This is a genomic window from Pseudomonas sp. EL_65y_Pfl1_R83, assembly GCF_963970695.1.
Taxonomy (GTDB): Bacteria; Pseudomonadota; Gammaproteobacteria; order Pseudomonadales; family Pseudomonadaceae; genus Aquipseudomonas; species Aquipseudomonas tritici.
The window spans coordinates 17,918-44,182 of the sequence record NZ_CAXAQI010000015.1; the positions used below are offsets into that span (position 1 = coordinate 17,918).

General features: G+C 59.7%; 21 protein-coding genes. 9 read left to right on the forward strand and 12 right to left on the reverse strand.

The genetic code is table 11. The features are described from left to right. Positions 1-7: 7 nt before the first annotated feature. Positions 8-1,258, reverse strand: coding sequence for a lipoprotein-releasing ABC transporter permease subunit (locus AACY08_RS20265; protein ID WP_339414861.1), 1,251 nt, complete (start codon positions 1,256-1,258; stop codon positions 8-10). 94 nt (positions 1,259-1,352) lie between these two features. Between AACY08_RS20265 and AACY08_RS20270 the strand changes: the two genes are divergently transcribed. Together AACY08_RS20270 and AACY08_RS20275 are read left to right on the forward strand one after the other, a co-directional pair. Further along, entirely contained in the window at positions 1,353-1,931 is a 579-nt protein-coding gene (locus tag AACY08_RS20270) for a PilZ domain-containing protein (protein WP_339471141.1), read from the forward strand. 44 nt (positions 1,932-1,975) lie between these two features. After that, positions 1,976-2,698 (forward strand): glycerophosphodiester phosphodiesterase, encoded by a 723-nt coding sequence (locus tag AACY08_RS20275; RefSeq protein ID WP_339414862.1) that lies wholly within the window; start codon positions 1,976-1,978, stop codon positions 2,696-2,698. A gap of 42 nt (positions 2,699-2,740) precedes the next feature. Here the strand turns inward: AACY08_RS20275 and sthA are convergent, their stop codons facing one another. Then, the gene (sthA, locus tag AACY08_RS20280) at positions 2,741-4,135 is read right to left on the reverse strand and encodes a Si-specific NAD(P)(+) transhydrogenase (RefSeq protein ID WP_220074510.1); all 1,395 of its coding nucleotides are present in this window, start codon (positions 4,133-4,135) and stop codon (positions 2,741-2,743) included. A gap of 260 nt (positions 4,136-4,395) precedes the next feature. Here sthA and AACY08_RS20285 point away from each other — a divergent pair, with 260 nt between their 5' ends. Beyond that, the gene (locus AACY08_RS20285; RefSeq protein ID WP_339471143.1) at positions 4,396-4,929 is read left to right on the forward strand and encodes a chalcone isomerase family protein; all 534 of its coding nucleotides are present in this window, start codon (positions 4,396-4,398) and stop codon (positions 4,927-4,929) included. A 207-nt stretch (positions 4,930-5,136) separates the two neighbouring features. Here AACY08_RS20285 and AACY08_RS20290 read toward each other — a convergent pair whose 3' ends face one another. After that, entirely contained in the window at positions 5,137-6,600 is a 1,464-nt protein-coding gene (locus tag AACY08_RS20290) for a glyceraldehyde-3-phosphate dehydrogenase (protein WP_339471144.1), read from the reverse strand. Between the two features lie 340 nt (positions 6,601-6,940). Here AACY08_RS20290 and mfd point away from each other — a divergent pair, with 340 nt between their 5' ends. From mfd to AACY08_RS20305, 3 genes are read left to right on the forward strand one after another with little or no spacing between them, the layout of a single operon-like run. Next, on the forward strand, positions 6,941-10,390 hold the full coding sequence (gene mfd, locus AACY08_RS20295) for a transcription-repair coupling factor (protein ID WP_339414865.1): 3,450 nt from the start codon (positions 6,941-6,943) through the stop codon (positions 10,388-10,390). 11 nt (positions 10,391-10,401) lie between these two features. Further along, a complete protein-coding gene (locus AACY08_RS20300; RefSeq protein WP_339471146.1) occupies positions 10,402-10,968 on the forward strand; it encodes a CsiV family protein in 567 nt (188 codons plus the stop codon). A gap of 9 nt (positions 10,969-10,977) precedes the next feature. Then, positions 10,978-13,668, forward strand: coding sequence for a DEAD/DEAH box helicase (locus tag AACY08_RS20305; RefSeq protein WP_339471148.1), 2,691 nt, complete (start codon positions 10,978-10,980; stop codon positions 13,666-13,668). A 93-nt stretch (positions 13,669-13,761) separates the two neighbouring features. On the opposite strand, the gene nagZ is transcribed toward AACY08_RS20305, so the two are convergent. Together nagZ and AACY08_RS20315 are read right to left on the reverse strand one after the other, a co-directional pair. After that, on the reverse strand, positions 13,762-14,772 hold the full coding sequence (gene nagZ, locus AACY08_RS20310; protein ID WP_339471150.1) for a beta-N-acetylhexosaminidase: 1,011 nt from the start codon (positions 14,770-14,772) through the stop codon (positions 13,762-13,764). Positions 14,773-14,916: 144 nt separating this feature from the next. After that, a complete protein-coding gene (locus tag AACY08_RS20315) occupies positions 14,917-15,624 on the reverse strand; it encodes a TetR/AcrR family transcriptional regulator (protein WP_065874839.1) in 708 nt (235 codons plus the stop codon). Positions 15,625-15,887: 263 nt separating this feature from the next. On the opposite strand from AACY08_RS20315, the gene lexA reads away from it, so the two are divergent. Together lexA and sulA are read left to right on the forward strand one after the other, a co-directional pair. Then, positions 15,888-16,496 (forward strand): transcriptional repressor LexA, encoded by a 609-nt coding sequence (lexA, locus tag AACY08_RS20320; RefSeq protein WP_003172575.1) that lies wholly within the window; start codon positions 15,888-15,890, stop codon positions 16,494-16,496. A 10-nt stretch (positions 16,497-16,506) separates the two neighbouring features. Then, positions 16,507-16,980 carry an SOS-induced cell division inhibitor SulA gene (sulA, locus tag AACY08_RS20325; RefSeq protein ID WP_339471152.1) on the forward strand — a complete coding sequence of 158 codons (474 nt, stop codon included), beginning with the start codon at positions 16,507-16,509 and terminating at the stop codon, positions 16,978-16,980. A 190-nt stretch (positions 16,981-17,170) separates the two neighbouring features. Here the strand turns inward: sulA and AACY08_RS20330 are convergent, their stop codons facing one another. The 7 genes from AACY08_RS20330 to AACY08_RS20360 all read right to left on the reverse strand — a co-directional run bounded on the left by AACY08_RS20330 (position 17,171) and on the right by AACY08_RS20360 (position 25,559). Next, a complete protein-coding gene (locus tag AACY08_RS20330) occupies positions 17,171-17,404 on the reverse strand; it encodes a hypothetical protein (protein WP_010212068.1) in 234 nt (77 codons plus the stop codon). A 162-nt stretch (positions 17,405-17,566) separates the two neighbouring features. Then, complete coding sequence (locus AACY08_RS20335; RefSeq protein WP_339471154.1) at positions 17,567-18,088, reverse strand: DUF6586 family protein; 522 nt, start codon at positions 18,086-18,088, stop codon at positions 17,567-17,569. A gap of 125 nt (positions 18,089-18,213) precedes the next feature. After that, entirely contained in the window at positions 18,214-20,835 is a 2,622-nt protein-coding gene (gene topA, locus AACY08_RS20340; protein WP_339471156.1) for a type I DNA topoisomerase, read from the reverse strand. A 114-nt stretch (positions 20,836-20,949) separates the two neighbouring features. Continuing rightward, complete coding sequence (locus AACY08_RS20345) at positions 20,950-21,186, reverse strand: DUF1653 domain-containing protein (RefSeq protein ID WP_339414871.1); 237 nt, start codon at positions 21,184-21,186, stop codon at positions 20,950-20,952. Positions 21,187-21,284: 98 nt separating this feature from the next. Further along, positions 21,285-22,460: an acetyl-CoA C-acyltransferase FadA gene (gene fadA / locus AACY08_RS20350; RefSeq protein ID WP_026136849.1), complete on the reverse strand. Its 1,176-nt coding sequence runs from the start codon at positions 22,458-22,460 to the stop codon at positions 21,285-21,287. Between the two features lie 29 nt (positions 22,461-22,489). After that, the gene (fadB, locus tag AACY08_RS20355) at positions 22,490-24,637 is read right to left on the reverse strand and encodes a fatty acid oxidation complex subunit alpha FadB (protein WP_339471158.1); all 2,148 of its coding nucleotides are present in this window, start codon (positions 24,635-24,637) and stop codon (positions 22,490-22,492) included. A gap of 484 nt (positions 24,638-25,121) precedes the next feature. Continuing rightward, the gene (locus AACY08_RS20360; protein WP_339471160.1) at positions 25,122-25,559 is read right to left on the reverse strand and encodes a hypothetical protein; all 438 of its coding nucleotides are present in this window, start codon (positions 25,557-25,559) and stop codon (positions 25,122-25,124) included. 105 nt (positions 25,560-25,664) lie between these two features. Between AACY08_RS20360 and AACY08_RS20365 the strand changes: the two genes are divergently transcribed. Then, the gene (locus AACY08_RS20365) at positions 25,665-26,105 is read left to right on the forward strand and encodes a universal stress protein (protein WP_049709433.1); all 441 of its coding nucleotides are present in this window, start codon (positions 25,665-25,667) and stop codon (positions 26,103-26,105) included. Positions 26,106-26,265: the final 160 nt, after the last annotated feature.

Genomic DNA, 26,265 nt, shown 5'->3' on the forward strand with positions numbered 1-26,265 from the left:
GCCCGATTCACTCATAACGTAAGGCCTGTGCTGGCTGGGTACGCGCCGCGCGCCAGGCTGGATACAGGGTGGCAAGGAAACTCAGGACCAACGCAGCGCCGCCCACCATCAACACGTCCTGGGTCTGCACCTGGGACGGCAAGTAGTCGATGAAGTAGACGTCAGCGTTGAGAAACTTATGGCCGAGCACGTTTTCCAGTGCGGCAATGGCGGCGCTGACATTCAACGCCGCCAGGATCCCGACGGCGGTGCCGATCAAGGTGCCGACCACGCCAATCACCGTGCCTTGCACCATAAAGATCGCCATGATCTGCCCCGGCGTGGCGCCAAGCGTGCGCAGGATGGCGATATCGCCCTTCTTGTCATTCACCACCATCACCAGCGTGGAGATGATATTGAACGCCGCCACGGCGACGATCAGCAGCAACAGCAGGCCGATCATGGCTTTTTCCATGCGGATGGCCTGGTACAGGTTGCCGTGGGTACGGGTCCAGTCGCGGGCGTAGTATTGGCTCTCACCCAAATGCTGGGCGATTTCCCAGGCACCGCGCGGCGCGTCGAACAGGTCGTTGAACTTCAGGCGCAAGCCCTGCACCTGGTCCGGCTGCCAGCGATGCAGGCGGGCCAGGTCGGTGAGGTTGGTCAGGCCGAGGTAGCCGTCGATCTCGCCGGCACCCACGTGGAAGGTGCCCACCACGGTAAAGCGCTTCATGCGCGGAAACATGCCGGCCGGGGTCACAGTGACTTCCGGCGCGACGAAGGTCAGCTTGTCGCCGAGGCCCACGCCGAGCTTGGCCGCAGCCTTGTCGCCGATCACGATGCCGAAGCTGCCCGGCGCCAAGTCATCGAGTTTGCCCTGCAACATGAACTTGTCGATGATCGAGACTTTACGTTCCTGGGCCGGGTCGATGGCATTGAGCAGGATCTTCTGCACCTTGCCGTCGTTGGTCAGCAACCCCTGCATCTGGGTAAATGGCGCAACGGCCAGTACCTTGGGGTTCTGCTTGACCTTGTCGGCGAGGCTTTGCCAGTCACTGATGGGCGCATCGCCCTCAATAGTCGCGTGGGGCACCATGCCCAGCACGCGGGTGCGCATCTCATGATCGAAGCCGTTCATCACCGAGAGAACCACGATCATCACGACCACGCCCAAGGCGAGCCCGATCATCGAGGTCAGGGAAATGAACGACACAAAATGATTGCGACGCTTTGCACGGGTATAACGCGTGCCGATAAATACGAAGAGAGGTCTGAACATGTCGGGGCTTGTTCGGAGGAAAAGAAGACGTCCCGGTGGCGGGGTCTGGTAAGCAGCTTTACACTCAGACCATTACCGTTACCTGGGGTTCGCCATGTCGACATTAGATGAAGAAGAGCGCCGCGAATACTACCGTATCGACGACATGATCGCACTCCAAATCAAAAGCCTGTCTGCCCCCGAAGCGGCGAGCAAGGAAGTGTTGCTGGATGATTCGCCGCTGTTCAACCTGCTCAGCGAGTTGCACCTGAGTGAATTCGAAGCCCAGCACCTGTTGCGTCAGCTCAGCGAGAAGGATCGCACCCTCGCCGCCTTCCTCCGCGTGCAGAACAAACGCGTGGACCTGCTCAGCCAAATCATGGCGCGCGGCCTGCTGGATGAGGTCGGCGCACCGCAACCGGTGATCATTTCCGAAGGCGGTATCGACTTCCAACACCCCACTCCCCTGGCGACTGGCGCGCACCTCGCGGTCAAACTGGTGCTGATGCCCCAGGCGCTCGGCCTGCTGCTGCGCGCGCGCGTCACCCATTGCGATCCCAAAGGCGATGCCTTTGACGTCGGCACGGAATTCGAATCCATGACCGATGCCCAACGCCAACTGCTCGCGCGCTACATCCTGCAGAAACAGGCCCAGGAACGTCGCCTGGCGCGGGAACAAAGCGACGACATCTGAATGTGTATTCACTACGCCAGTCATCCTGGCGCGAAGGAGCAACTGTGACCCTGATCTACGGCCATCGCGGTGCCAAAGGCGAAGCACCGGAAAACACCCTGACCAGCTTTCAGGAGTGCCTCAAGCACGGCGTACGCCGTTGCGAACTGGACTTGCACCTGTCCATGGACGGCGAGCTGATGGTCATGCACGACCCGACCCTCAAACGCACCGCCGACCGGCGTGGCAAGGTCGTCGAGTATTCGGCGGCGGACCTGGTGAAGATGGATGCGCGCAAAGGCGGCCCGGGCTGGATCCAGCCGTGCCCGATCCCGCGCCTGGAGGAGCTGTTCGAAAAGTGCGACTTCGATCACTGGCAACTGGAAGTCAAAAGCGCCTCACGCACCCGCGCCGCCACCACGGTGCTGGCGATCCGCGAGATGGCCGTGCGCTTTGGCCTGATGGACAAAGTCACCGTCACCTCAAGCTCAAGGGAAGTATTGAAAGCAGCGGTTGACCTCACCCCCGACCTGTCACGCGGCCTGGTGGCCGAGTACGCCTGGCTCGACCCGCTGAAGGTCGCGCAAAACTACGGCTGTGAGTATCTGGCGTTGAACTGGACGCTGTGCACCCCTGAACGTCTGGAAAAAGCCCAGCGCCAGGGTTTGCACGTATCCGTGTGGACAGTCAACGAACCTGCGCTGATGCGCAGGCTCGCCGACTTCGGCGTAGATAGCCTGATTACAGACTTTCCCGGTTTGGCCACTGCCACCCTCGGGAATTACTGAAATCGGTCTCCCCGGCCGGCTCAGGCCACCGGCCGGAGCCGCTCAAAAAAGCCGGTTGAGGCCGTCGTAGGCAGCTACCCGATAGGCTTCAGCCATGGTCGGGTAGTTGAACGTGGTGTTGACGAAATACTTGAGGGTATTGAGTTCACCCGGCTGGCTCATGATCGCCTGGCCGATGTGCACGATCTCCGAAGCCTGGTAGCCGAAGCAGTGCACGCCGAGCACTTCCAGGGTTTCACGGTGGAACAGGATCTTCAGCATGCCTTGCGGCTCACCGGCGATCTGCGCACGCGCCATGCTCTTGAAGAACGCCTTGCCCACTTCGTAGGGCACCTTGGCCTTGGTCAGTTCGTGCTCGTTCTTGCCGATCGAGCTGATCTCGGGAATCGTGTAGATCCCGGTCGGCACGTCGTTCACGTAGCGCCAGCTGCCATTGTCGACGATGCTGCCCGCCGCCGAACGGCCTTGGTCATGGGCGGCACTGGCCAGGCTCGGCCAGCCGATCACGTCACCGGCGCCGTAGATATTGGTCACGCAGGTACGGTAGTTTTCGTCGACCTCGATCTGACCACGACTGTTGACCTTGACCCCGATGTTTTCCATGCCGAGCTTGTCAGTGTTGCCGGTACGGCCGTTGCACCACAGCAAGGCGTCGGCCTTGATCTTCTTGCCGGACTTGAGGTGCAGGATCACACCGTTATCCAGGCCTTCGACCCGCTCATACTCTTCGTTATGGCGCACGGTAATGTTGTTGTTGCTGAAGTGGTAGCTCAACGCCTGGGAAATTTCCGAGTCGAGGAAGCTCAGCAACTGGTCACGGTTGTCGACCAACTCCACCAGCACACCCAGGCCGCTGAAGATCGAGGCGTATTCACAGCCGATCACGCCGGCACCGTAGATGATCAGTTTGCGCGGGGTGTGGCCCAGGCTCAGGATGGTGTCGCTATCGTAGATACGCGGGTGGTGGAAATCGATATCCGCCGGACGATACGGGCGTGAACCGGTGGCGATGATGATGTGCTTGGCCACTAGCTTCTCGACCACGCCGTTGGGGCAAACCACTTCGACGGTTTGCTCGTCGGCGAAGCTGCCAGTGCCGAAGAACAGGTCGACACGGTTACGGGCGTAGTAGCCCGTACGCGAAGCAACCTGCTTGGAGATGACTTTCTCGGCGCTTTTCAGCACGTCCGGGAACGAGAACCAGCGCGGCTCACCAATGGCCCGGAACATCGGGTTGGTGTTGAACTGCATGATCTGGCGCACCGAGTGACGCAAGGCCTTGGACGGGATGGTGCCCAGGTGGGTGCAGTTACCGCCGACTTGGCGACGGCTATCGACCATCGCCACCTTGCGCCCGGCCTTCGCGGCGTTCATCGCCGCACCTTCTCCAGCTGGGCCGGAACCCAGTACCACCACGTCGTAGTTGTAGACAGCCATGCGTACTCCTCAGAACAGGCCAGGCGTACGGTTGGACGCCGGGCTAAATCATGCCGCGGCCAGCGGTCATGAAGGACAATTTGGCTCAAGTGTGTGAACCGGGGCACAGTCTATATAAGGCGTAACGCCGCGCACATTAACCCTTGGTCGCGTCGTAGGCCAGTATTGCCTTTACTACACAGCGCAGATTATCCCTGAACCCTGCCGCTGCCGGAAAATGAATTACCCTGTAGTCACGCATCTTTTCGGGACGGGCCATTATGCGGCATATAGTTTTCTGTTTATTACTGATGCTGTCGATCACAGCACACGCCAATGAGGCGGAACGGCTAAAGCAGGCCAACTTCCCGGCACAGTCACAGGAACTGACCCTGAAAAACCAGGCTGTGCTCACCTACCTCTGGGCCGACGTGTACGCGGCCGCGCTGTATACCCCTTCGGAATTGAGCGCCAAACAGGCCTGGGAGCAGAAAAAGGCGCTGCGCCTGACGCTGTATTACTTTCGCGACATCGACCGCAATGACGTGATCAAGGCGGCCAATACGACCCTGGAACGCCAGCAAGCCAGCGCGAGCTTGAAGCCTGAGCTGGAAAAACTGCATGCCCGCTTTCGTGACATTCAAGCCGGTGATCGATATGCCCTGGATTATCGACCAGGGCGTGGCTTGAACCTGGAGATCAATGGGCAAGTGCTGTTCAGCAGTCGCGATGGCGCGCTGGCGAGGGCCTACCTGGGGATCTGGTTGGCGCCCAAGGGGTTGTCCGAGGAGTTGCGCAGCAAATTGCTGAATTGAGGATTTGCGCCGACTGAACTGCCGCCTTCGCGAGGCACGTCGAATCGTCGCACCGCCGCGCCCACATTTTGACCGCGTTTTTTCAGGGAGTACACGGTCCAAATGCGGGACCTGGCTTGCCTGCGAAGCGGCCCCACAGACAACACAAAACCCCCAGCCATGAAAAAGCCCCGAACCAGTCGGGGCTTTTTCACTTACCGCTAATGCTTAGCGTGGAAACGCAGGCGGGTTGACCCCAGCCATGTCTTCCATCACGCGAACCACCTGGCAGCTGTACCCGAACTCGTTGTCGTACCAGACATACAGTACAACGCGGTTGTCCTGGGTAATGGTCGCCTCTGCGTCCACCACTCCGGCGTGGCGCGAGCCAACGAAGTCAGTGGAGACCACTTCCTGCGAGTTGACGTAGTCGATTTGCTTGTGCAGATCGGAGTGCAGCGCCATGTAGCGCAGGTACTCGTTCATCTCTTCACGGGTAGCGGCTTTCTCAAGGTTCAGGTTGAGAATCGCCATCGACACGTTAGGCGTCGGCACGCGGATCGCGTTACCGGTCAGCTTGCCGGCCAGCTCAGGCAGGGCCTTGGCAGCAGCAGTGGCAGCACCGGTCTCGGTGATCACCATGTTCAACGCGGCGCTGCGGCCACGGCGATCGCCCTTGTGGAAGTTGTCGATCAGGTTCTGGTCGTTGGTGTACGAGTGAACCGTCTCAACGTGGCCATTGACGATACCGAACTTGTCATTCACCGCCTTCAGCACCGGCACGATGGCGTTGGTGGTGCAGGAAGCGGCGGACACGATCTTGTCGTCAGCCGTGATTTCAGCGTGGTTGATGCCGTGCACGATGTTCTTCAGCTTGCCCTTGCCAGGCGCGGTCAGGACAACGCGGTCGATACCTGGGCAGGCCAGGTGCTGGCCCAGGCCTTCGGCGTCACGCCATACGCCGGTGTTGTCCACCAGCAGAGCGTCCTTGATGCCGTACTGGGTGTAATCCACCTCGGACGGGTTCTTCGCGTAGATCACCTGGATCAGGTTACCGTTGGCGGTGATGGTGCTGTTTTCTTCGTCGATGGTGATGGTGCCGTTGAACGAACCGTGTACCGAATCGCGGCGCAGCAGGCTGGCGCGTTTGGTCAGGTCGTTCTCGGCGCCTTTGCGCACCACAATGGCCCGCAGGCGCAGGCCGTCGCCACCACCGGTTTTTTCGATCAGGATGCGCGCCAACAGGCGGCCGATACGACCAAAGCCGTACAGCACAACGTCGGTGCCTTTGCGGGCTGCGGCGCTCTGCTGGCCAACCACATCAGCCATTTCTTCACGCACGAACTGCTCGGCGCTGCGGCCTGCGCCTTCTTTGCGGAATTTATAGGCCAGCTTGCCCAGGTCTACCGAAGCCGCGCCGAGCTTGAGCTCGCTCATGGCTTTGAGCAGTGGGAATGTTTCGTGGACGGAGAGTTCGCTGTCGTCGGCGGAACGGTGACGCGCAAAGCGGTGAGCTTTGAGAATCGCGATGACAGACTGGTTGATCAGGCTGCGGCCATAGATCGAGCTCACCACATTGTTATTGCGGTACAGCTGACCGATAAGCGGGATCATCGCTTCTGCGAGTGCTTCACGGTCGATCCATTCACCAAGACACTGGTCGGGCTTCTGAGTCACGGGAACCTTCCACATGTAGGGGCTGAAAAAAGGGGCTACATTATGCCGCCCGACTGCCCTTGGAGCAATGCGCGTCCTACAACAAAAAAGCTTTGCGCAAAAAAGCCACCCCGCTGGAGCCCAGTAAATACGCGGGTTCCAGAAGACCTCTCTTTGGGCAACAACGCCGACTTGTCCGTAACCCTCCAAAACAATCGCGTATTTCGGCACTACATATTGAGTCAAAACACGCCATTGTTTGTCTTAGCCACTACATTTCCTACAAACCGTAATAGGCTCAGTCAGAAACTGACAGGCGGCACCTCTGGCCGTTACAATTACCGACTTTGTCGCAACGCTTGGAGCTCAACCTTCCGTGCCCGTTCTGCGTCTACCGCTTCTCCCTGCCGCGGCAGGTAAACAGCACTGGGGCAACCTGCCCGGTGCCGCCCTTAGCCTGGCCATCGCCGAGGCTGCCAGCGCAGCCAAGCGCTTTACCCTGCTGCTCACCGCCGACAGCCAAAGTGCCGAACGGTTGGAGCAGGAGCTGAGCTTCTTCGCCCCCGATTTGCCGGTGCTGCATTTTCCCGATTGGGAAACCCTGCCCTACGACCTGTTCTCGCCGCATCAGGACATCATCTCGCAGCGCATCGCCAGCCTGTACCGCTTGCCGGAACTGGCCCACGGTGTGCTGGTGGTGCCGATCACCACGGCACTGCATCGCCTGGCACCGACCAAGTTCCTGCTGGGCAGCAGCCTGGTCCTGGATATCGGCCAGAAGCTCGATGTGGAACAGATGCGCACGCGCCTGGAGGCCAGCGGCTACCGCTGCGTCGACACGGTGTACGAGCACGGTGAATTTGCGGTGCGCGGTGCGCTGATCGACCTGTTCCCGATGGGCAGTAAACTGCCCTATCGCATCGACCTGTTCGATGACGAAATCGAGACCCTGCGCACCTTCGATCCGGAAAACCAGCGTTCCATCGACAAAGTCGACTCGATCAAGCTGCTGCCGGCCCGGGAATTCCCGCTGCAAAAAGACGCGGTCACGCGCTTCAAGGCGCGCTTCCGTGAGCGTTTCGACGTCGACTTCCGTCGTTGCCCGATCTTTCAGGACTTGAGCAGCGGGATTACACCCGCGGGGATCGAGTACTACCTGCCGCTGTTCTTCGACGAAACGTCTACCTTGTTCGATTACTTGCCCCAGGACACGCAAGTATTCTCGCTGCCGGGTATCGAGCAGGCGGCAGAAAACTTCTGGAACGACGTGCGTAACCGCTATGAAGAGCGCCGCGTTGATCCGTCCCGGCCTTTATTGCCGCCCGCCGAGCTGTTCCTGCCGGTAGAAGATTGCTTCGCGCGCTTGAAAAACTGGCCACGCGTAGTTGCCAGCCAACAAGATGTGGACGCGGGTAGTGGCCGCGAGCGCTTCCCGGCGGGGACACTGCCGGACCTGGCGATCCAGGCTAAAGCCACACAACCGCTGGAAGCGCTGTCCAACTTCCTGGGCGACTTCCCTGGCCGCGTGCTGTTTACCGCTGAGTCCGCCGGGCGTCGCGAAGTCCTGCTGGAGCTGCTGGAACGCCTGAAGCTGCGACCGAAAACCGTCGACAGCTGGCCGGACTTTGTAAAAAGCAAAGAACGCCTGGCGATCACCATCGCACCGCTGGACGAAGGCCTGTTGCTGGACGACCCGGCCTTGGCGCTGATCGCCGAGAGCCCGCTGTTCGGCCAGCGCGTGATGCAACGTCGACGCCGCGAAAAACGCGCCGACGCCAACAACGACGCGGTGATCAAAAACCTCACCGAGCTGCGCGAAGGCGCGCCGGTGGTGCATATCGACCACGGCGTTGGCCGCTACCTCGGCCTGCAAACCCTGGAAATCGACAACCAGGCCGCCGAATTCCTCACCATGGAATACGCTGAGGGCGCCAAGCTCTACGTGCCGGTGGCCAGCCTGCACCTGATCGCCCGCTACACCGGCAGCGACGACGCCCTGGCGCCGTTGCATCGCCTGGGTTCCGAGACCTGGCAGAAGGCCAAGCGCAAGGCCGCCGAACAAGTCCGCGACGTCGCCGCCGAACTGCTCGACATCTATGCCCGCCGCGCAGCGCGCGAAGGTTACGCGTTCGCCGACCCGAAAGCCGACTACGCCACCTTCAGCGCCGGCTTTGCTTTCGAAGAAACCCCGGACCAGCAAACCACCATCGAAGCGGTGCGCGCCGACATGCTCGCGCCCAAGCCGATGGACCGTCTGGTGTGTGGCGACGTGGGCTTCGGCAAGACCGAAGTGGCGATGCGCGCCGCCTTCATCGCCGTGCACGGCGGCCGCCAGGTAGCGATCCTGGTGCCGACCACCCTGCTCGCCCAGCAGCACTACAACAGCTTCCGCGATCGCTTTGCCGACTGGCCGGTGACCGTGGAAGTGATGAGCCGCTTCAAGTCGGCCAAGGAAGTGAACGCCGCCATCGCTGACCTGGCGGAAGGCAAGATCGACATCGTGATCGGCACCCACAAGCTGTTGTCGGACGATGTGAAGATCAAGAACCTCGGCCTGGTGATCATCGACGAAGAACACCGTTTTGGGGTGCGTCAGAAGGAACAACTCAAGGCCCTGCGCAGCGAAGTCGACATCCTCACCCTCACCGCCACGCCGATTCCGCGCACGCTGAACATGGCGGTGTCGGGCATGCGCGACCTGTCGATCATCGCCACGCCACCGGCGCGGCGCTTGTCGGTACGCACCTTTGTGATGGAGCAGAACAAAAGCACGGTCAAGGAAGCGCTGCTACGGGAATTGCTGCGCGGCGGGCAGGTTTACTACTTGCACAACGATGTGAAGACCATCGAGAAATGTGCTGCCGACCTCGCCGAATTGGTACCGGAAGCGCGCATCGCCATCGGCCACGGGCAGATGCGCGAACGCGAACTCGAACAGGTGATGAGCGACTTCTACCACAAGCGCTTCAACGTGCTGATCGCCTCGACCATCATCGAGACCGGTATCGACGTGCCGAGCGCTAACACCATCATCATCGAGCGCGCCGACAAATTCGGCCTGGCGCAGCTGCACCAGCTGCGCGGCCGGGTGGGTCGCAGTCACCACCAGGCGTATGCCTATTTGCTCACGCCGCCGCGCCAGCAAATCACTTCCGACGCGGAAAAGCGCCTGGAAGCCATCGCCAACACTCAGGACCTGGGCGCCGGTTTTGTACTGGCCACCAACGACCTGGAAATCCGTGGCGCCGGCGAGCTGCTGGGCGACGGCCAGAGCGGGCAGATCCAGGCGGTGGGTTTCACCCTGTATATGGAGATGCTTGAACGCGCGGTGAAAGCCATCCGCAAAGGCGAGCAACCGAACCTCGATCAACCCTTGGGCGGCGGTCCGGAAATCAACCTGCGCTTGCCGGCGTTGATTCCCGAAGACTACCTGCCGGACGTGCATGCGCGGTTGATCCTGTACAAACGCATCGCCTCGGCCACCGACGAAGAAGGCCTCAAGGACCTGCAGGTGGAGATGATCGACCGCTTCGGCCTGCTGCCGGAACCGACCAAGAACCTGGTGCGCCTGACCTTGCTCAAATTGCAGGCCGAGCAGTTGGGCATCAAGAAAGTCGACGCCGGGCCGCAGGGCGGGCGCATCGAATTTGAAGCACAGACCCCGGTGGACCCATTGGTGCTGATCAAGCTGATCCAGGGCCAGCCGAACCGCTACAAGTTCGAAGGGGCTACGCTGTTCAAGTTCATGGTGCCGATGGAACGGGCTGAAGAACGCTTTAATACACTGGAGGCGTTGTTCGAGCGCCTCATCCCGAAATCTGCTTGAAGGACGCCCCAATGCGCCTGTTCCGCATTTTGAGCTTGTTGTTGGTGGCAGTGGCACCTGCGGCATTTGCCGATAGCCCGTACCTGGTGGAAATGATCCTGGTGCGCCAGAACGCAGAGCCGCCGCTCAACAGCCGCGCCGCCCCGGAAAACTGGGATGCTGGCGCAGCGCGCCTGGGCGATAAACTGAGCCCGCCGCGCTTGTCCAACATTGTCGATAAGCTGCGCGCTGACGCCACCTACACGGTGCTGTTACACAAGGCGTGGGAACAGAACCTGGGGGAGCAGCCGGTCAACGTCGCAATCTCCGACGGCCAGGAGCAGTTTGGTCAGTTTCCTATCGAAGGCGTATTGAGCCTGCAACTGGGCCGATTTACCGATATCGATGCGAACTTCTGGATCAACCAGTTCGACAGCAACGGCAGTGTGATCGCCAGCGAACACTTGAGCCAGACCGACGTGCGCACCAAGAACAACCAACTCAACTACCTGGATGGCGGCCACCTGGCGCTGCTGATCAAGATCACCTCGCTGACCGCCAAGCCACCCAGCGCACCACCGCCCGACATTCAGGACTGATCCAGCGCCATGGCCCTGACGTCGTCGCTGACCAAACCCCTGGCCCCTTCGTGGGCCAATCGCTTCAAAGAGCAGAGCCTGGAGCGCGGGCGACGTTATGCCTTGGAGAACCGGGTGCGCATCGTTGAGTCCGGCGACAGCACCATCATCGCAAGCTGCGAAGGCTCGGGCAGCAACGTTTATCGGCAAACCATCTCGCTGCGCGAATCGGCCAAAGGCACGCTGATACTGGTGGACAGCCGCTGTACCTGCCCGGTGCACAGCAACTGCAAACACATCGCGGCGGTGCTGCTTAAAGTCCAGGAAACCCTGGCCTACCCGGCCGCCGCACAGGATGCCGAGTTGCTGGAAAAACTCCAGGCCGTGCTGGAAAACCGCGTGGCGTTGCCGCAGGTGGTGATGGAAGACGTGCTGCCCGTACCGCGTTTGTGGTTGGCCAGTGTCGAGTTCAGTGCATTTGAACCGCGCAACGGCAAGATGCAGCGCTACATCCAGCACCGCGCGGCACTGTCCTTCAACTACTTGGGCAATTACGTCAGCGGGCAGAAAAACGCCGACATCATCGTGCGCCAGGACACCCAGAGCCTGCGCATCAAGCGGCATCCCGAGCTGGAGCAACCCTATCGCGAGCAACTTCGGTTGCTCGGTTTCAAGATCGCCACGCGTCAGAGCAAAGCCCTGCCGGAAAGCGCCGGCGAGCTGTTCGAGCTGGTCAATGACAGCGCCTGGCTGAACTTTACCCTCAATGCCTCGCCGACCTTGCGGGCCGAGGGTTGGGAGTTGCAGATCGAAGAAGATTTCGGGTTCGACCTGAGCGCCGTCGATGACTGGTACGCCACCGTCGATGAAGGGCCGGAACGTGACTGGTTCGACCTGGAGCTGGGGATTATCGTCAACGGCGAACGGCTGAGCCTGCTGCCGATCCTGCTGAACCTGATGCGCTCACACACCGAGATCCTGAATCCGGAAAAACTCGCGCGACGCCGCGATGATGAGCTGATCCTGGTGAACATTCCCGGCTTGCCCAATGGCCATGGTCCGCTGCAAGTGGCCTTGCCTTACGGCCGGCTGAAACCCGTGCTGGCCACCCTGGGCGAGTTCTACCTGCAAGAAGCCGGCAGCACCACGCTGCGCCTGGCCAAGGCTGATGCGATTCGCCTGAACCCGCTGGAAGACCTGCCACTGCAATGGGAAGGTGGCGAAAAGATCCGTAACTTTGCCCAACGCCTGCGGGATATCAAGGATTTCACCTGCGTGGCGCCCGAAGGGCTGAACGCGACCTTGCGCCCGTATCAACTGGAAGGCTTGAGTTGGATGCAGTCGCTGCGTCAGCTGGACGTTGGCGGGATACTTGCGGATGACATGGGCCTGGGCAAAACCCTGCAGACCCTGGCGCATATTCTCACTGAGAAAGCCGCCGGGCGCCTGGACCGGCCGTGCATGGTCGTGATGCCCACCAGCCTGATTCCCAACTGGCTTGATGAAGCAGCGCACTTCACGCCACAGCTCAAGGTGTTGGCGCTGTATGGCGCAACGCGCAAGAAACACTTCGCCAACCTGCAGGACTATGACCTGCTGCTGACCACCTACGCCCTGCTGCCCAAGGACATCGAACAGCTCGCCGCCCTGCCCTTGCATGTGCTGATCCTCGATGAAGCGCAATACATCAAGAACCCTAATAGCAAAGCCGCCCAGGCGGCGCGCGAGCTGAATGCGCGGCAGCGCTTGTGCCTGAGTGGTACGCCGCTGGAAAACCACTTGGGTGAACTGTGGTCGCTGTTCCACTTCCTGTTGCCGGGCTGGCTGGGCGATGTAAAAAGTTTCAACCGCGATTACCGCGTGCCCATCGAAAAGCGCGCAAGCGATGTACGATTGCAGCACCTAAACGGTCGGATCAAACCCTTCCTGCTGCGACGCACCAAGGAACAGGTGGCCACGGAGTTGCCGCCCAAGACCGAGATCATCCACTGGGTCGACCTCAACGAGGCGCAGCGCGATGTGTACGAAACCATGCGCCTGGCCATGGACAAGAAGGTGCGAGACGAGATTACCCGCAAGGGCGTGGCGCGCAGCCAGATCATCATTCTTGAAGCGCTGTTGAAGTTGCGTCAGGTGTGCTGCGATTTACGTTTGGTCAACGACGCCGCCCTGCCCGCACGGGGCAGTAGCTCGGGCAAGCTCGATAGCTTGATGGACATGCTCGAAGAACTGTTTGCCGAAGGACGGCGAATTTTGCTGTTCTCCCAGTTCACCTCGATGCTGAGCCTGATCGAAGCTGAGCTTAAAAAGCGTGGCGTGGCCTACGCGCTGTTGACCGGCCAGACCCGCGATCGGCGTACGCCGGTAAAGGACTTTCAGAGTGGCAAGCTGCAGATTTTTCTGATCAGCCTGAAGGCCGGCGGTGTAGGCCTGAACCTGACCGAAGCCGACACGGTGATCCACTACGACCCATGGTGGAACCCAGCTACGGAGAATCAGGCGACTGACCGGGCGTACCGGATCGGGCAGGAGAAGCCGGTGTTCGTCTACAAGATGATTGCGCGGGGTACGGTGGAGGAAAAAATCCAGCACCTTCAGAAGGAAAAGTCAGACTTGGCGGCGGGTGTGCTGGATGGGCGCACGACCGGGGATTGGCAGTTGGGCAATGAGGATATTGAAGCGTTGTTTGCGCCGTTGCCCCACAAGCAAGAGAAGCGTTGACGGTTAGACCGCTATCGCAGGCAAGCCAGCTCCCACCTTGGAATGCACTCCCATGTGGGAGCTGGCTTGCCTGCGATAGCCGCGACGCGGTTTTCAGCCGACCAGCTGAGCATCCCGCAACGCGGTAAGCGCCGCCAACCACCGCGGATCCTGCTTGTAATCCGTCGAAGCAATCGCCTGCCCCCGCATCCGCGCAATGCGCGCCGATGGGGTGACCCTCATACGCTGAGCGGCCGTCAGTGCCAACTCAGCCGCCGCCCGATCATTGCACACCAGCCCCATATCACAACCAGCCGTCAACGCGGCTTCAATCCGGCTGGCCGCGTCACCGACCACATGTGCACCGGCCATCGACAGGTCATCGCTGAAAATCACCCCATCAAACTGCAATTCGCCGCGCAAAATATCCTGCAACCATCGACGCGAAAAGCCAGCTGGCTGAGCGTCAACCTGCGGGTAAATAACATGCGCCGGCATCACCGCCGCCAACTGCTTGCTCAGCCGCGCGAACGGCACCAGGTCATTCGTGCGAATCTCTTCCAGGCTACGTTCGTCATTGGGAATCGCCACGTGGGAATCAGCCTCAGCCCAACCGTGGCCCGGGAAGTGTTTGCCTGTAGCAGCCATGCCGGCGCTGTTCATGCCACGGATAAAGGCACCGGCCAGCACGGCGGCGCGCTCGGGGTCGCCTTCGAAGGAACGGGTGCCGACGACTGCGCTGCGTTGATAGTCCAGGTCGAGCACCGGGGCGAAGCTCAGGTCGAGGCCCACGGCCAGTACTTCAGTCGCCATGACCCAACCGCACTGCTCGGCCAAGTACTCGGCATTCGGGTTATCCGCCAGCGCACGCATGGCCGGCAGGCGCACAAAACCCTGGCGCAGGCGCTGTACACGACCGCCTTCCTGATCGACTGCCAGCAGCAGATCCGCGCGCACGGCACGAATTGCCGCGCTCAATTCACGCACCTGGCGCGGGTGCTCGATATTACGCGCGAAAATGATCAGGCCGCCCACTTCAGGCTGGCGCAGCAAATGGCGGTCCTCGGCCGTCAGCCAGGTACCGGCAACGTCGACCATCAAAGAACCTTGCAGGGCAGCAGTCATAAACCTTCCTTAAATAACGCACGCAACCCGTTGCCCTCACGCGGCGCGAATGGCGCGGTGAGCACAACGGGTTGCGAATAAATAGCTGAAATCGGCATGGCGGCTAGCTTAGCGGATGCAAGCGGCCTCGCACACCCGGGGCGGTTAAACCTTGGCGACAGCCGGCGTGGTTTTACTGCGCGGACGCAATTGGGCGGCGGCCATGGTCGGGTCGGTCACGCCGGTTTCGGCACGCATGCCGGCGGCGAGGAATGGCACCATGAGGCGCATGACCTGTTCGATGGAGGTGTTGACGCCGAAATCGGTCTCGGCAATAGCCCGCAATGCCTTGATCCCAGACATGCTGAACGCTGCGGCACCGAGCATGAAGTGCACGCGCCAGAACAGTTCGATGGGCGGAATGCGCGGGGCGGCCTCGTTGACCAGCAACATATAGCGACGAAATACCTTGCCGTACATGTCTTCCAGATAACGTCGCAAGTGACCCTGGCTCTGGCTGAACGCCAGGCCCAGCAGACGCATGAAGATCGACAGGTCGTTGCCGCTGCGCGGTTGAACCACCAGGGCTTGTTCAACCAGGATTTCCAGCAGGTCTTCGAGGGTAGGCTTGTGATCAGCCTTGGCCTGGCGGCGCTCCAACTCACGGTCGAGGCTGGCGCAGAACGGCCCCAGAAAGCGCGAGAACACCGCCTGGATCAGGGCCTTTTTCGAGCCAAAATGGTAGTTCACTGCAGCAAGGTTGACCCCAGCCTTGCTGGTGATCAGCCGCAATGAAGTTTCAGCAAATCCTTTTTCCGCGAACAATTGCTCGGCAGCATCAAGAATGCGTTCAACGGTTTCCGACTGGGCCATGGCTACTCCGCCTGACAAACACTTGTTTGAAACATACGTTTCAGACTGTGTCTTGTCAAGCCTGCGGGTTCGCTTTCCGGCCGGGCAGTCATGTAGTTCATCGCTATTTAATCACATCCCTAACGGTCTGTAGGCAGCGCTATCTCTGCCTTGTGGGAAGCATGCCCGATGACCGTCCAGCGGAGTGATAGAAAAGGATGATTGCCAAGCGCAGTCCACTGTATATAATCCCAGTCACTGTATAAAAAGACAGAGCGATCAACATGCTAAAACTGACGCCACGCCAAGCTGAGATTCTGGCTTTTATCAAGCGCTGCCTCGATGACAACGGCTACCCGCCGACGCGAGCGGAAATTGCGCTGGAACTGGGGTTCAAGTCCCCCAACGCCGCCGAAGAACACCTTAAGGCCCTCGCTCGCAAAGGCGCGATCGAGATGACTCCGGGTGCATCACGCGGTATTCGCATCCCTGGCTTCGAAGCCAAGGCCGACGAATCGACCCTGCCGATCATCGGTCGCGTCGCCGCCGGTGCGCCAATCCTGGCGCAGCAGCACGTCGAGGAATCTTGCAACATCAACCCGACCTTCTTCCATCCTCGCGCCGATTACCTGTTGCGGGTCCATGGCATGAGCATGAAGGACGTGGGCATCTTCGACGGCGACCTGCTGGCCGTTCACACCACCCGCGAAGCCCGTAATGGCCAGATCGTCGTCGCCCGTATCGGCGATGAAGTCACCGTCAAACGCTTCAAGCGCGAAGGCAGCAAGGTCTGGCTCCTGGCCGAGAACCCTGAGTTCGCCCCGATTGAAGTTAACCTGAAAGATCAGGACCTGGTGATTGAAGGCTTGAGCGTCGGCGTCATTCGCCGCTAAAGGAGGCATCATGCAGCTCATCCACACCCCACAACACACACAACTGTCGCTGTTCGAGGCCTTCATGGCCCAACCCCTTGCGCCCATCCTCAAGGAAACGGTCGAGGCGCCTTGGGGCGCCGAGCCTGAGGCGTTCAGTGAATTGTCGTTGCGCGGTGCGGCGGGGAGTTGCCTGAGCCTGCTGGCGCCGATCCTGCGCGAATTGAGCGAAGAGCAGGACGCCCGCTGGCTGACGCTGATCGCTCCGCCGGCCAGCCTGACCCAGACCTGGTTGCGGGACGCCGGCCTCAACCGCGAGCGCATCCTGTTACTGCAACCGCGCGGTGCGCAAAGTGCCCAGCAGTTGACCTGCGAAGCCTTGCGCCTGGGCCGTAGCCATACGGTGGTGAGCTGGTTGAATCCGTTGAACGCTACCGCCAAGCAACAGTTGATCAGTGCGGCACGCGTTGGCGATGCGCAGAGCTTGAATATTCGATTGGGATAAATGTCGCGCAGCCCTTTGATAGAAGGGCGTGTGTAGTGAGCGGGCTTGTCGAATCGTCGCACCGCCCGCGATGGGCTGCAAAGCGGGCCCTAAATAGATTGATGCGATATATCAGATATTCTACGGTGGCCGGTTTTTGGACCGCTTCGCAGCCCTGCGCGAGCAAGCTCGCTCACTACAACGCCGGGACTCAGTGAAGCACCCGCGGCCCATCTTCTTTCTCCGGTTCGCCTTCAGCCAAGCGACCTGCCATCTGTACACCCACGCTCAACATGGCTTTAGCCACTTCCACGTGCTGGCCCTGCAGGAACACCTTGGCGTCCTCGGAAAAATCCAGAATAACCAGAGAACCTTCGTCCTCAGCCCGGCGCAGCTCGATTCGGCCGTCAGGCAACTCAACAATTTCCAGAAAGGACGTCGGCATAAAAGTCTGTTCTCCACGAAAGACGGGAATTATATCAGTCATCCACCCAACCCCGCTGACGATCTGGACAGGTTTCTTTACGGCTTGATGAACGGTGCAGAGCTGACTCGATTCGAATGTGGGAGCGGCAGCTCAACGCTCCCATATTTTAATCGAGCCCTCTCAGCACTCGCTCAGGCCTTCGCGATAGCGCAGCGCCAGTTTTTTTAGCTCCTGGCGCCAGCCTTCCAACTCTTCCCGGCTCAACGGCTTGGGTTCGTTCTCTTCAACTGCCACCGCTACGATCAGCGGCTGGGTCACGTCACCCTTGGGAACGTGGGGAACACGCGGCGGCTGGAACATGTCGGCATGCGCCTTGAGCAAGCGCGCGATCCAGCTGTCGGGGCTTTGCGCCATTTCCACCAGCTCGGCCAGTTCCGGGATCGCCATTGTGTCGAGCACGTCGCGGTTAATGATCATTTCTGCGCGCGGCGAACCGGCCTGGGGCAGACGGTAAAACCCGGCGATTTCATGGCACAGCCCCAACAAGGCACCGTACAGGTGGAACAACGCGGCTTCACGCCCCGCCTGGACGAGCGCAATGGCATTCATCTCCTTCCCTTCCTCGGCACGGCCAAGGGCTTCCAGGGACAAACCCGCGAAGTAAATTTTCTGATTGGTACGGGTATAGAGTTCGTTGGCCATGCGGCAGTCTCCACAACGAATAAGCGTGATGCTGGCTTAACAGTGTTACGGATCAGCCAAGCGCACTGCAAGCGCAAAAAAAGGCCGCCTGTGCAGGCGGCCTTGGTCGTTAGCGGATCAGTCGATCAAGCGCCCTGGCGCTTGTCTTCGACCTTCCACTTGCCGCCGTCGTAGAATGCTTTCCAGCCGGTCGGTTTGCCGTCCACTTCCGACTGCACGTACTGCTCCTTGGTCTTGCGGCTGTAGCGGATCACGGCTGGGCGACCATCCGGGTCCTTCTTCGGCGCTTCACACAGGAAGTGGTACTTAGGGTCGATCTCATCCTTGTGCGGCACGATCTCCAGCACCAGCGGCGCACGGGTCTCGCGGTTTTTCGGGAACTGGCTGGCAGCCAGGAACAGCCCCGAAGCGCCGTCACGCAGGATGTAGGTGTCGTTGACCTTCTCGCACTTGAGTTCAGGCATCTTCACCGGGTCCATCTTCGGCGGCGCCGCGTCACCACTTTTCAGCAGTTTGCGGGTGTTCTTACAGGTCGGGTTAGTGCAACCGAAGAACTTGCCGAAACGGCCGGTCTTGAGCTGCATCTCACTGCCGCACTTGTCGCATTCCAGGCTCGGACCCTCGTAGCCCTTGATGCGGTAAGTGCCCTCTTCGATCTCGTAGCCGTTGCAATCCGGGTTGTTACCGCAGATGTGCAGCTTGTGTTTCTCGTCCAGCAGGTAGGCGTCCATCGCCGTGCTGCAGATCGGGCAACGGTGCTTGCCACGCAGTACCAACGACTCGGATTCACCCTCATCGTCGGCCGCGATTTCATCACCTGGCACCAGGTTAACGGTGGCCTTGCAGCGTTCTTTCGGCGGCAGGCTGTAGCCCGAGCAACCGAGGAACACGCCAGTGGACGCCGTACGGATTTGCATCGGGCGGCCGCAGGTCAGGCACGGGATGTCGGTCATCACAGGCTGGTTGGCGCGCATGCCGCTCTCAGGGCTTTCTGCTACTTCGAGCTTCTTCTTGAAGTCGCCGTAAAACTCGTCCAGCACATTTTTCCAGTCACGTTCGCCCTGGGCCACGTCATCGAGGTTCTCTTCCATGCCGGCGGTGAAGCCATAGTCCATGAGGTTCGAGAAGCTCTCGGACAGGCGCTCAGTGACGATATCGCCCATCTTTTCCGAGTAGAAACGACGGTTATGCAGCGCAACGTAGCCACGGTCCTGGATGGTCGAGATGATCGCTGCATAGGTCGAAGGACGACCGATACCGCGCTTCTCCATCTCTTTCACCAGGCTGGCTTCCGAATAACGCGCCGGCGGCTTGGTGAAATGCTGGGACGGGTCGAGCTTGATCAGCTTCAGCGTATCGCCCTGAGCCATATCCGGCAGCACTTCGTCATCGCCAGGCTTGGCGATCTGCGGCATCACACGGGTATAGCCGTCGAACTTGAGGATACGCCCCTTGGCACGCAGCTCGAAGTCACCAGCGCCCACGCTCACGGTGGTGGACAGGTATTGCGCCGGCAGCATCTGGCACGCCAGGAACTGGCGCCAGATCAGCTCGTAGAGGCGCTCAGCGTCGCGCTCCATGCCGCTCAGCTTGCTCGGCTCAGTGTTGGCGTCGGAAGGACGAATCGCTTCGTGAGCCTCCTGTGCGCCTTCCTTGCTGCTGTAGACGTTCGGCTTCTCCGGCAGGTACTTCTTGCCGAACTCGGTTTCAATATAAGTACGCGCCATGGCCACCGCGTCTTGCGACAGGTTGGTGGAGTCAGTACGCATATAAGTGATGTAGCCGGCCTCGTAAAGACGCTGGGCCATCATCATGGTTTTCTTCACGCCAAAGCCCAGGCGGTTGCTCGCGGCCTGCTGCAGGGTGGAGGTGATGAACGGTGCCGACGGCTTGCTGCTGGTCGGTTTGTCTTCACGCTTGACGATGCTGTAGCTGGAAGCCTTGAGCTTTTCCAGCGCGGCCATGGCCTGGGCTTCGTTCAGCGGCTTGAAGGCCTCGCCTTTCTCACGGGCCACTTCAAAGCGCACATTGGCGCCCTTGGCAGTGCCGAGGTCGGCGTGCACTTCCCAATACTCTTCGGGGTTGAACGCACGGATTTCGCGCTCACGCTCCACCACCAGCTTTACCGCAACCGATTGCACACGGCCAGCGGACAAGCCACGGGCGATCTTCGCCCACAGCAGCGGCGAGACCATATAGCCCACGACGCGGTCGAGGAAACGCCGGGCCTGCTGGGCGTTGACGCGGTCGATATCCAGCTCGCCCGGCTTGGAGAAGGCTTCCTGGATGGCTTTCTTGGTGATTTCGTTGAACACCACGCGCTTGTAGCGGCTGTCATCACCGCCGATGGCTTCCCGCAGGTGCCAGGCAATGGCTTCCCCTTCGCGGTCCAAGTCCGTCGCGAGATAGATGGTGTCAGCATCCTTGGCGAGCCGGCGCAGCTCCTCAATGACCTTTTCCTTGCCTGGAAGGATTTCGTACTTGGCCTTCCAGCCATGATCCGGGTCCACACCCATGCGCGAGACCAGTTGCTTGCGCGCTTTCTCTTTAGGCGTGAGCACCGGACCTTCGCCCGCGGCCGCCTTGCCGCGCTTGGCGGCAGGCTCCTTGCTGGCGCTAGCCGAACCGCTGGTGGGCAGGTCTCGGATATGGCCGATACTCGACTTCACCACGTACTCGTTGCCCAAGTACTTGTTGATGGTCTTGGCCTTAGCCGGGGATTCCACAATGACCAGCGATTTGCCCATGGATCGGAAAATTCCTGAATTCGAGAAAAGAAAGGCAGTTGGCGCCTGTCGCGGCAACGCTATATATAGTGGCAACAAGGTGAGGTCAAGCGCAGCATTCTGCGCGACCTGCCGTTATTGCCCGAAAAAAAGACTCGGTTCGGCCTGGACCAGAGCAAAGCGCGGGACCTGCTCGCCGTCAACTTCGACGCTCTCCAGGAACATGCTCAATGGGCGCACCCAAAAGCCGTAATCGCCATACAGTGCTTGGTAAAACACCACTTCTTCTTCAGTCTCGGAATGCCGTGCCACATTAAAAACACGGTACTGCGGACCTTTATAATGTTGGTAGAGCCCTGGTTCGACTTTCATGCTCTGGCCCTCTTACAAAATGTGTTGAAAAAAAAATATTAAAAATTCCAAAAAACAAAAACCGGGGCACTGGGCCCCGGCTTCCGTCAACCCAACGCTTAAACGCGTTCGAAGACGGTCGAAATGCCTTGGCCGAGACCAATGCACATGGTTGCAACCCCGAGGTTGCCGCCATTTTGCTTCATCACGTTAAGCAAAGTGCCGGAGATACGCGCACCGGAGCAACCGAACGGGTGGCCCAGGGCAATCGCACCGCCATGCAGGTTAACCTTCTCGTTCATCTTGTCGAGCACTTTCAAATCTTTCAGCACTGGCAGGGCCTGTGCGGCGAAAGCTTCGTTGAGCTCGAAGAAGTCGATATCGGAGATAGTCAGGCCTGCGCGCTTCAAGGCTTTTTGTGTGGCCGGTACTGGACCATAGCCCATGATCGCCGGGTCCACACCCGCCACCGCCATCGAACGGATCACGGCCAGCGGCTGAATACCCAGGTCCTGGGCACGCTGCGCCGACATCACGATCATGCACGAAGCACCGTCGGTGATTTGCGACGACGTACCGGCTGTCACGGTGCCGCCCTTTGGATTGAAGGCAGGCTTGAGGGCCGCCAGGCTTTCCAGGGTGGTGTCCGGGCGAATGGTTTCGTCATAGTCGAACAATTTCAGGAAACCGTTCTCGTCGTAGCCGTTCATCGGGATGATTTCATCCTTGAACTTGCCTTCCACGGTCGCCTTGTGAGCGAGTTGGTGGGAACGCACGCCGAACGCGTCCTGGGCTTCACGGGTAATGCCGTGCATTTTGCCAAGCATTTCCGCAGTCAAACCCATCATGCCCGAGGCTTTTGCTGCGTACAGCGACATGTGCGGGTTAGGGTCGACGCCGTGCATCATGCTGACGTGGCCCATATGCTCCACGCCACCGACCACGAACACATCACCGTTGCCGGTCATAATTGCCTGGGCGGCAGTGTGCAGCGCGCTCATCGACGAGCCACACAGGCGGCTCACGGTCTGGCCGGCCGCGGTGTGCGGGATCTGGGTCATCAGCGACGCCATGCGCGCGATGTTCCAGCCCTGCTCCAGCGTCTGGTTGACACAGCCCCAGATCACGTCTTCGACTTCGTTCGGGTCAACCTTGACGTTACGTTCCAGCAATTTGCTGATCAGGTGCGCCGACATGTCTTCGGCACGGGTATTGCGGTGCATGCCGCCCTTGGAGCGGCCCATCGGCGTGCGACCGAAGTCGACAATCACCACGTCTCTTGGATTCAAGCTCATAAATATTCTCGCTCTAGTCGTCTGGGCGCTTAACCGAAGAAGCTCTGGCCATTTTTGGCCATTTCACGCAGCTTCGCGGTCGGGTGGTACAGCGGGCCCAAATCAGCGTACTGATCAGCCAGGGCAACGAACTCGGCCACACCGATCGAGTCGATGTAACGCAGCGCACCACCACGGAATGGAGGGAAACCAATACCGTACACCAGGCCCATATCGGCTTCGGCGGCGGTTTCGACGATGCCATCTTCCAGGCAGCGCACGGTTTCCAGGCACAGGGCGATCATCATCCAGTTGATAATGTCTTCGTCCGACACCTCACGCTGTTCGTAGATGACCGGAGCCAGCACTTCGTGCACCGACGGGTCGGCCACTTTCTTCTGCTTGCCCTTCTTGTCGGCCTCGTAGGCGTAGAAGCCCTTGCCGTTCTTCTGGCCCAGGCGCTTGGCTTCGTAGAGCGCGTCGATCGCCGAACGGCGGTCGTCTTTCATGCGGTCCGGGAAGCCTTCAGCCATTACGTCACGACCGTGGTGGCCAGTGTCGATGCCGACCACGTCCATCAGGTACGCCGGGCCCATTGGCCAGCCGAATTTTTCCATGACTTTGTCAATGCGCACAAAGTCCACACCGGCGCTGACCAACTTGGCGAAACCGCCGAAGTACGGGAACAGCACGCGGTTGACCAGGAAGCCCGGGCAGTCATTCACTACGATCGGGTTCTTACCCATTTTCTTGGCGTAGGCAACGGTGGTGGCAACAGCCTGCTCGCTGGATTTCTCGCCACGGATCACTTCCACCAGCGGCATCATGTGCACCGGGTTGAAGAAGTGCATGCCCACGAAGTTTTCCGGACGCTTGAGGGCCTTGGCCAACAAGCTGATGGAAATAGTCGAGGTGTTCGAGGCCAGGATGGTGTCGTCCTTAACCTGGGCTTCCACTTCTGCCAGTACGGCTTGCTTGACCTTCGGGTTCTCGACAACCGCTTCAACCACCAGGTCGACGTGGCCGAAATCGCCATAGGACAGCGTAGGACGAATGCCGTTAAGCACTTCAGCCATCTTCGCGGCGGTCATGCGACCTTTGTCCACGCGGCCGACCAGCAGCTTGGCGGCTTCCGCCAGGCCTTGCTCGATGCCATGTTCGTTGATGTCTTTCATCAGGATCGGCGTGCCTTTGGACGCCGATTGATAGGCGATACCGCCGCCCATGATACCGGCGCCGAGTACGGCAGCCTGGTTCACGTCCTTGGCGATTTCGTCGTAGGCCTTGGCCTTTTTCTTCAACTCCTGGTCGTTCAGGAACAGGCCGATCAGGCTCTGGGCCGCCGAGGTTTTCGCCAGTTTGACGAAGCCTGCCGCTTCCACTTCCAGGGCTTTGTCGCGACCGAAGTTCGCGGCCTTCTGGATGGTCTTGATCGCTTCAACCGGCGCCGGGTAGTTCGGGCCGGCCTGGCCAGCCACAAAACCTTTGGCGGTTTCGAACGACATCATTTGTTCGATGGCGTTGAGCTTGAGCTTTTCCAGCTTCGGCTGACGCTTGGCCTTGTAGTCAAACTCGCCACTGATGGCGCCCTTGATCAGGCTCAGTGCCGCTTCGGCCAGTTTGTCCGGGGCAACCACGGCGTCGACGGCACCGACTTTCAGCGCGTCTTCAGCACGGTTTTCCTTGCCGGCGGCGATCCACTCGATGGCGTTGTCGGCACCGATCAGGCGCGGCAAGCGTACGGTGCCGCCGAAACCTGGGTAGATGCCCAGTTTGACTTCAGGCAGGCCGATTTTGGCAGTGGCCGACATGACGCGGAAGTCCGCTGCCAGGCACATTTCCAGGCCACCGCCCAACGCGATGCCATTGATCGCGGCGACGGTCGGTACGTTGAGGTCTTCGAAATCACTGAAAATCTTGTTGGCTTCGAGGTTGCCAGCCACCAGCTCGGCATCGGGCAGCTTGAAGTTCTCGACGAATTCGGTGATGTCAGCGCCGACGATAAACACGTCCTTGCCGCTGGAGACGATCACACCTTTGATCGATGCATCAGCCTTGATGGCGTCTACGGCCTGACGCAGTTCATTCAGGGTTAGACGGTTGAACTTGTTGACGGACTCACCCTTGAGGTCGAATTTCAATTCGACGATGCCACTTTCAAGAGCCTTAACCGTGATGGCTTTACCTTCGTAAATCATCAACTGATCTCCACGATATGGAAGCTGAACAGTACACATTGAACGCTGGCGAAACGGCGTGAGCATTGATGATTTCGTCAATGTTAAAGCCCATCCGCCAGGCACACCCGCCAATGCGATAGTCGGGATTCTGTATGAGTCGTCTGACAGACAAACGCTCAATTCATACGCCCGTTTGATTTGGGTATGCCACCTTCATCCAATTCCGGGCAATTGTCAATCGCTCGAAAGGCTAGGAAAAACGCGACTTTCCAGTCATTTCAGAACCCGAGTCATAGACCCGCAACCCGTCAATATTCAGCTATTCACTCAATCAATAATAGAAAACATACGGGAAAAGGCTGCACAGAATGGGATATGCCGCTAGGCTAGCGACAACCGTAACGCGCCTGGATGAACATCCGACGCGGAAAACACAGATTACCGGCCTGCCTGGCCAACTCCAGCCCGATGAGATGTCGGGCTTTTTATGGCCGGCTGTTTATCAGGCCAGGGCTTTAAGCAGCGTATCAATCTCCTTCAGGACGCTCGCGTCGCCCTTCTCGCCCCAATACAGGGCGATCATTTGCTTGTCGGCCTCGATCTTGTAGACGTTGTCCGGCAGCTTCGCAAAATACGGCAACAACTTTTCATCGACGCACACTTCACGCCACTGATTCACCCATACCCCTGGTTCCAACTGCCAATAGCTCCAGAGCGCCGGCGTGCTGCCGCGCCGTGGCCGGCAATACTGCGCGCACGGGCTCGGCGGCTCATGCTTTAGCCAGTGCGGCCACGCCTGGGGCGACAGTTGCATGGCCATGCCGATGCGGCGCGCCTCCATGCGCAGGGCCATGCGCCCGCTCTGATGGCGCGACGGGCGCAGCCATGCCAGAGGGCTCAGAACCACCACAAGGATTGACACCACTATCCAGACCGTCATATGTGTACTCCCGAATTTCTAGATGAGCGGATTTGACCTGACGCAACCGCATCCGCTTGAAAGCAGCCATACTGAATTTATTGCAGTCCCTTGGAGGAACGCCTCATGCCCTACAAACATATTCTGGTCGCTGTCGATCTGACCGAAGAGTGCGATCCGGTGATCAAGCGCGCGCAGGAATCTGCGTTGGCCAATGGCGCCATACTGTCGCTGGTGCATATCGTCGAGCCCATGGCCATGGCCTTTGGCGGTGACGTGCCGATGGACCTTTCCCAGTTGCAGCAACAACAATTTGACCAGGCCAAGGAGCGCCTGGACCGTTTGATTCTCAAATACCCGCACCTGAAAAAGGAAGACTGCCACCTGACATACGGCCAACCGCGCCAGGAAATCCACCACTTGGCCAAGGAAAAGGCTTGCGACTTGATCGTGGTGGGCAGCCATGGCCGGCACGGTTTGGCGTTGTTGCTGGGTTCTACTGCCAATGATGTACTGCACGGCGCGCCGTGCGATGTATTGGCGGTGAAACTGGTGAAGAGCTCCTAAGAACACTGAAAATCAACTGTGGGAGCTGGCTTGCCTGCGATAGCGGTGTGTCAGTCGCCAGGTGTATCAACTGACAGACTGCTATCGCAGGCAAGCCAGCTCCCACATTTAACTGTATTCCCCTATAAAAAACCCGGTGCTCACCTAAGTGAACACCGGG

Coding starts and splice junctions, on each gene's coding strand:
- AACY08_RS20265 (WP_339414861.1), bottom strand. CDS start 1,258: ATGTTCAGACCTCTCTTCGTATTTATCGGCACGCGTTATACCCGTGCA.
- AACY08_RS20270 (WP_339471141.1), top strand. CDS start 1,353: ATGTCGACATTAGATGAAGAAGAGCGCCGCGAATACTACCGTATCGAC.
- sthA (WP_220074510.1), bottom strand. CDS start 4,135: ATGGCTGTCTACAACTACGACGTGGTGGTACTGGGTTCCGGCCCAGCT.
- AACY08_RS20285 (WP_339471143.1), top strand. CDS start 4,396: ATGCGGCATATAGTTTTCTGTTTATTACTGATGCTGTCGATCACAGCA.
- AACY08_RS20290 (WP_339471144.1), bottom strand. CDS start 6,600: ATGTGGAAGGTTCCCGTGACTCAGAAGCCCGACCAGTGTCTTGGTGAA.
- AACY08_RS20300 (WP_339471146.1), top strand. CDS start 10,402: ATGCGCCTGTTCCGCATTTTGAGCTTGTTGTTGGTGGCAGTGGCACCT.
- AACY08_RS20305 (WP_339471148.1), top strand. CDS start 10,978: ATGGCCCTGACGTCGTCGCTGACCAAACCCCTGGCCCCTTCGTGGGCC.
- nagZ (WP_339471150.1), bottom strand. CDS start 14,772: ATGACTGCTGCCCTGCAAGGTTCTTTGATGGTCGACGTTGCCGGTACC.
- AACY08_RS20315 (WP_065874839.1), bottom strand. CDS start 15,624: ATGGCCCAGTCGGAAACCGTTGAACGCATTCTTGATGCTGCCGAGCAA.
- lexA (WP_003172575.1), top strand. CDS start 15,888: ATGCTAAAACTGACGCCACGCCAAGCTGAGATTCTGGCTTTTATCAAG.
- sulA (WP_339471152.1), top strand. CDS start 16,507: ATGCAGCTCATCCACACCCCACAACACACACAACTGTCGCTGTTCGAG.
- AACY08_RS20330 (WP_010212068.1), bottom strand. CDS start 17,404: ATGCCGACGTCCTTTCTGGAAATTGTTGAGTTGCCTGACGGCCGAATC.
- AACY08_RS20335 (WP_339471154.1), bottom strand. CDS start 18,088: ATGGCCAACGAACTCTATACCCGTACCAATCAGAAAATTTACTTCGCG.
- topA (WP_339471156.1), bottom strand. CDS start 20,835: ATGGGCAAATCGCTGGTCATTGTGGAATCCCCGGCTAAGGCCAAGACC.
- AACY08_RS20345 (WP_339414871.1), bottom strand. CDS start 21,186: ATGAAAGTCGAACCAGGGCTCTACCAACATTATAAAGGTCCGCAGTAC.
- fadA (WP_026136849.1), bottom strand. CDS start 22,460: ATGAGCTTGAATCCAAGAGACGTGGTGATTGTCGACTTCGGTCGCACG.
- fadB (WP_339471158.1), bottom strand. CDS start 24,637: ATGATTTACGAAGGTAAAGCCATCACGGTTAAGGCTCTTGAAAGTGGC.
- AACY08_RS20360 (WP_339471160.1), bottom strand. CDS start 25,559: ATGACGGTCTGGATAGTGGTGTCAATCCTTGTGGTGGTTCTGAGCCCT.
- AACY08_RS20365 (WP_049709433.1), top strand. CDS start 25,665: ATGCCCTACAAACATATTCTGGTCGCTGTCGATCTGACCGAAGAGTGC.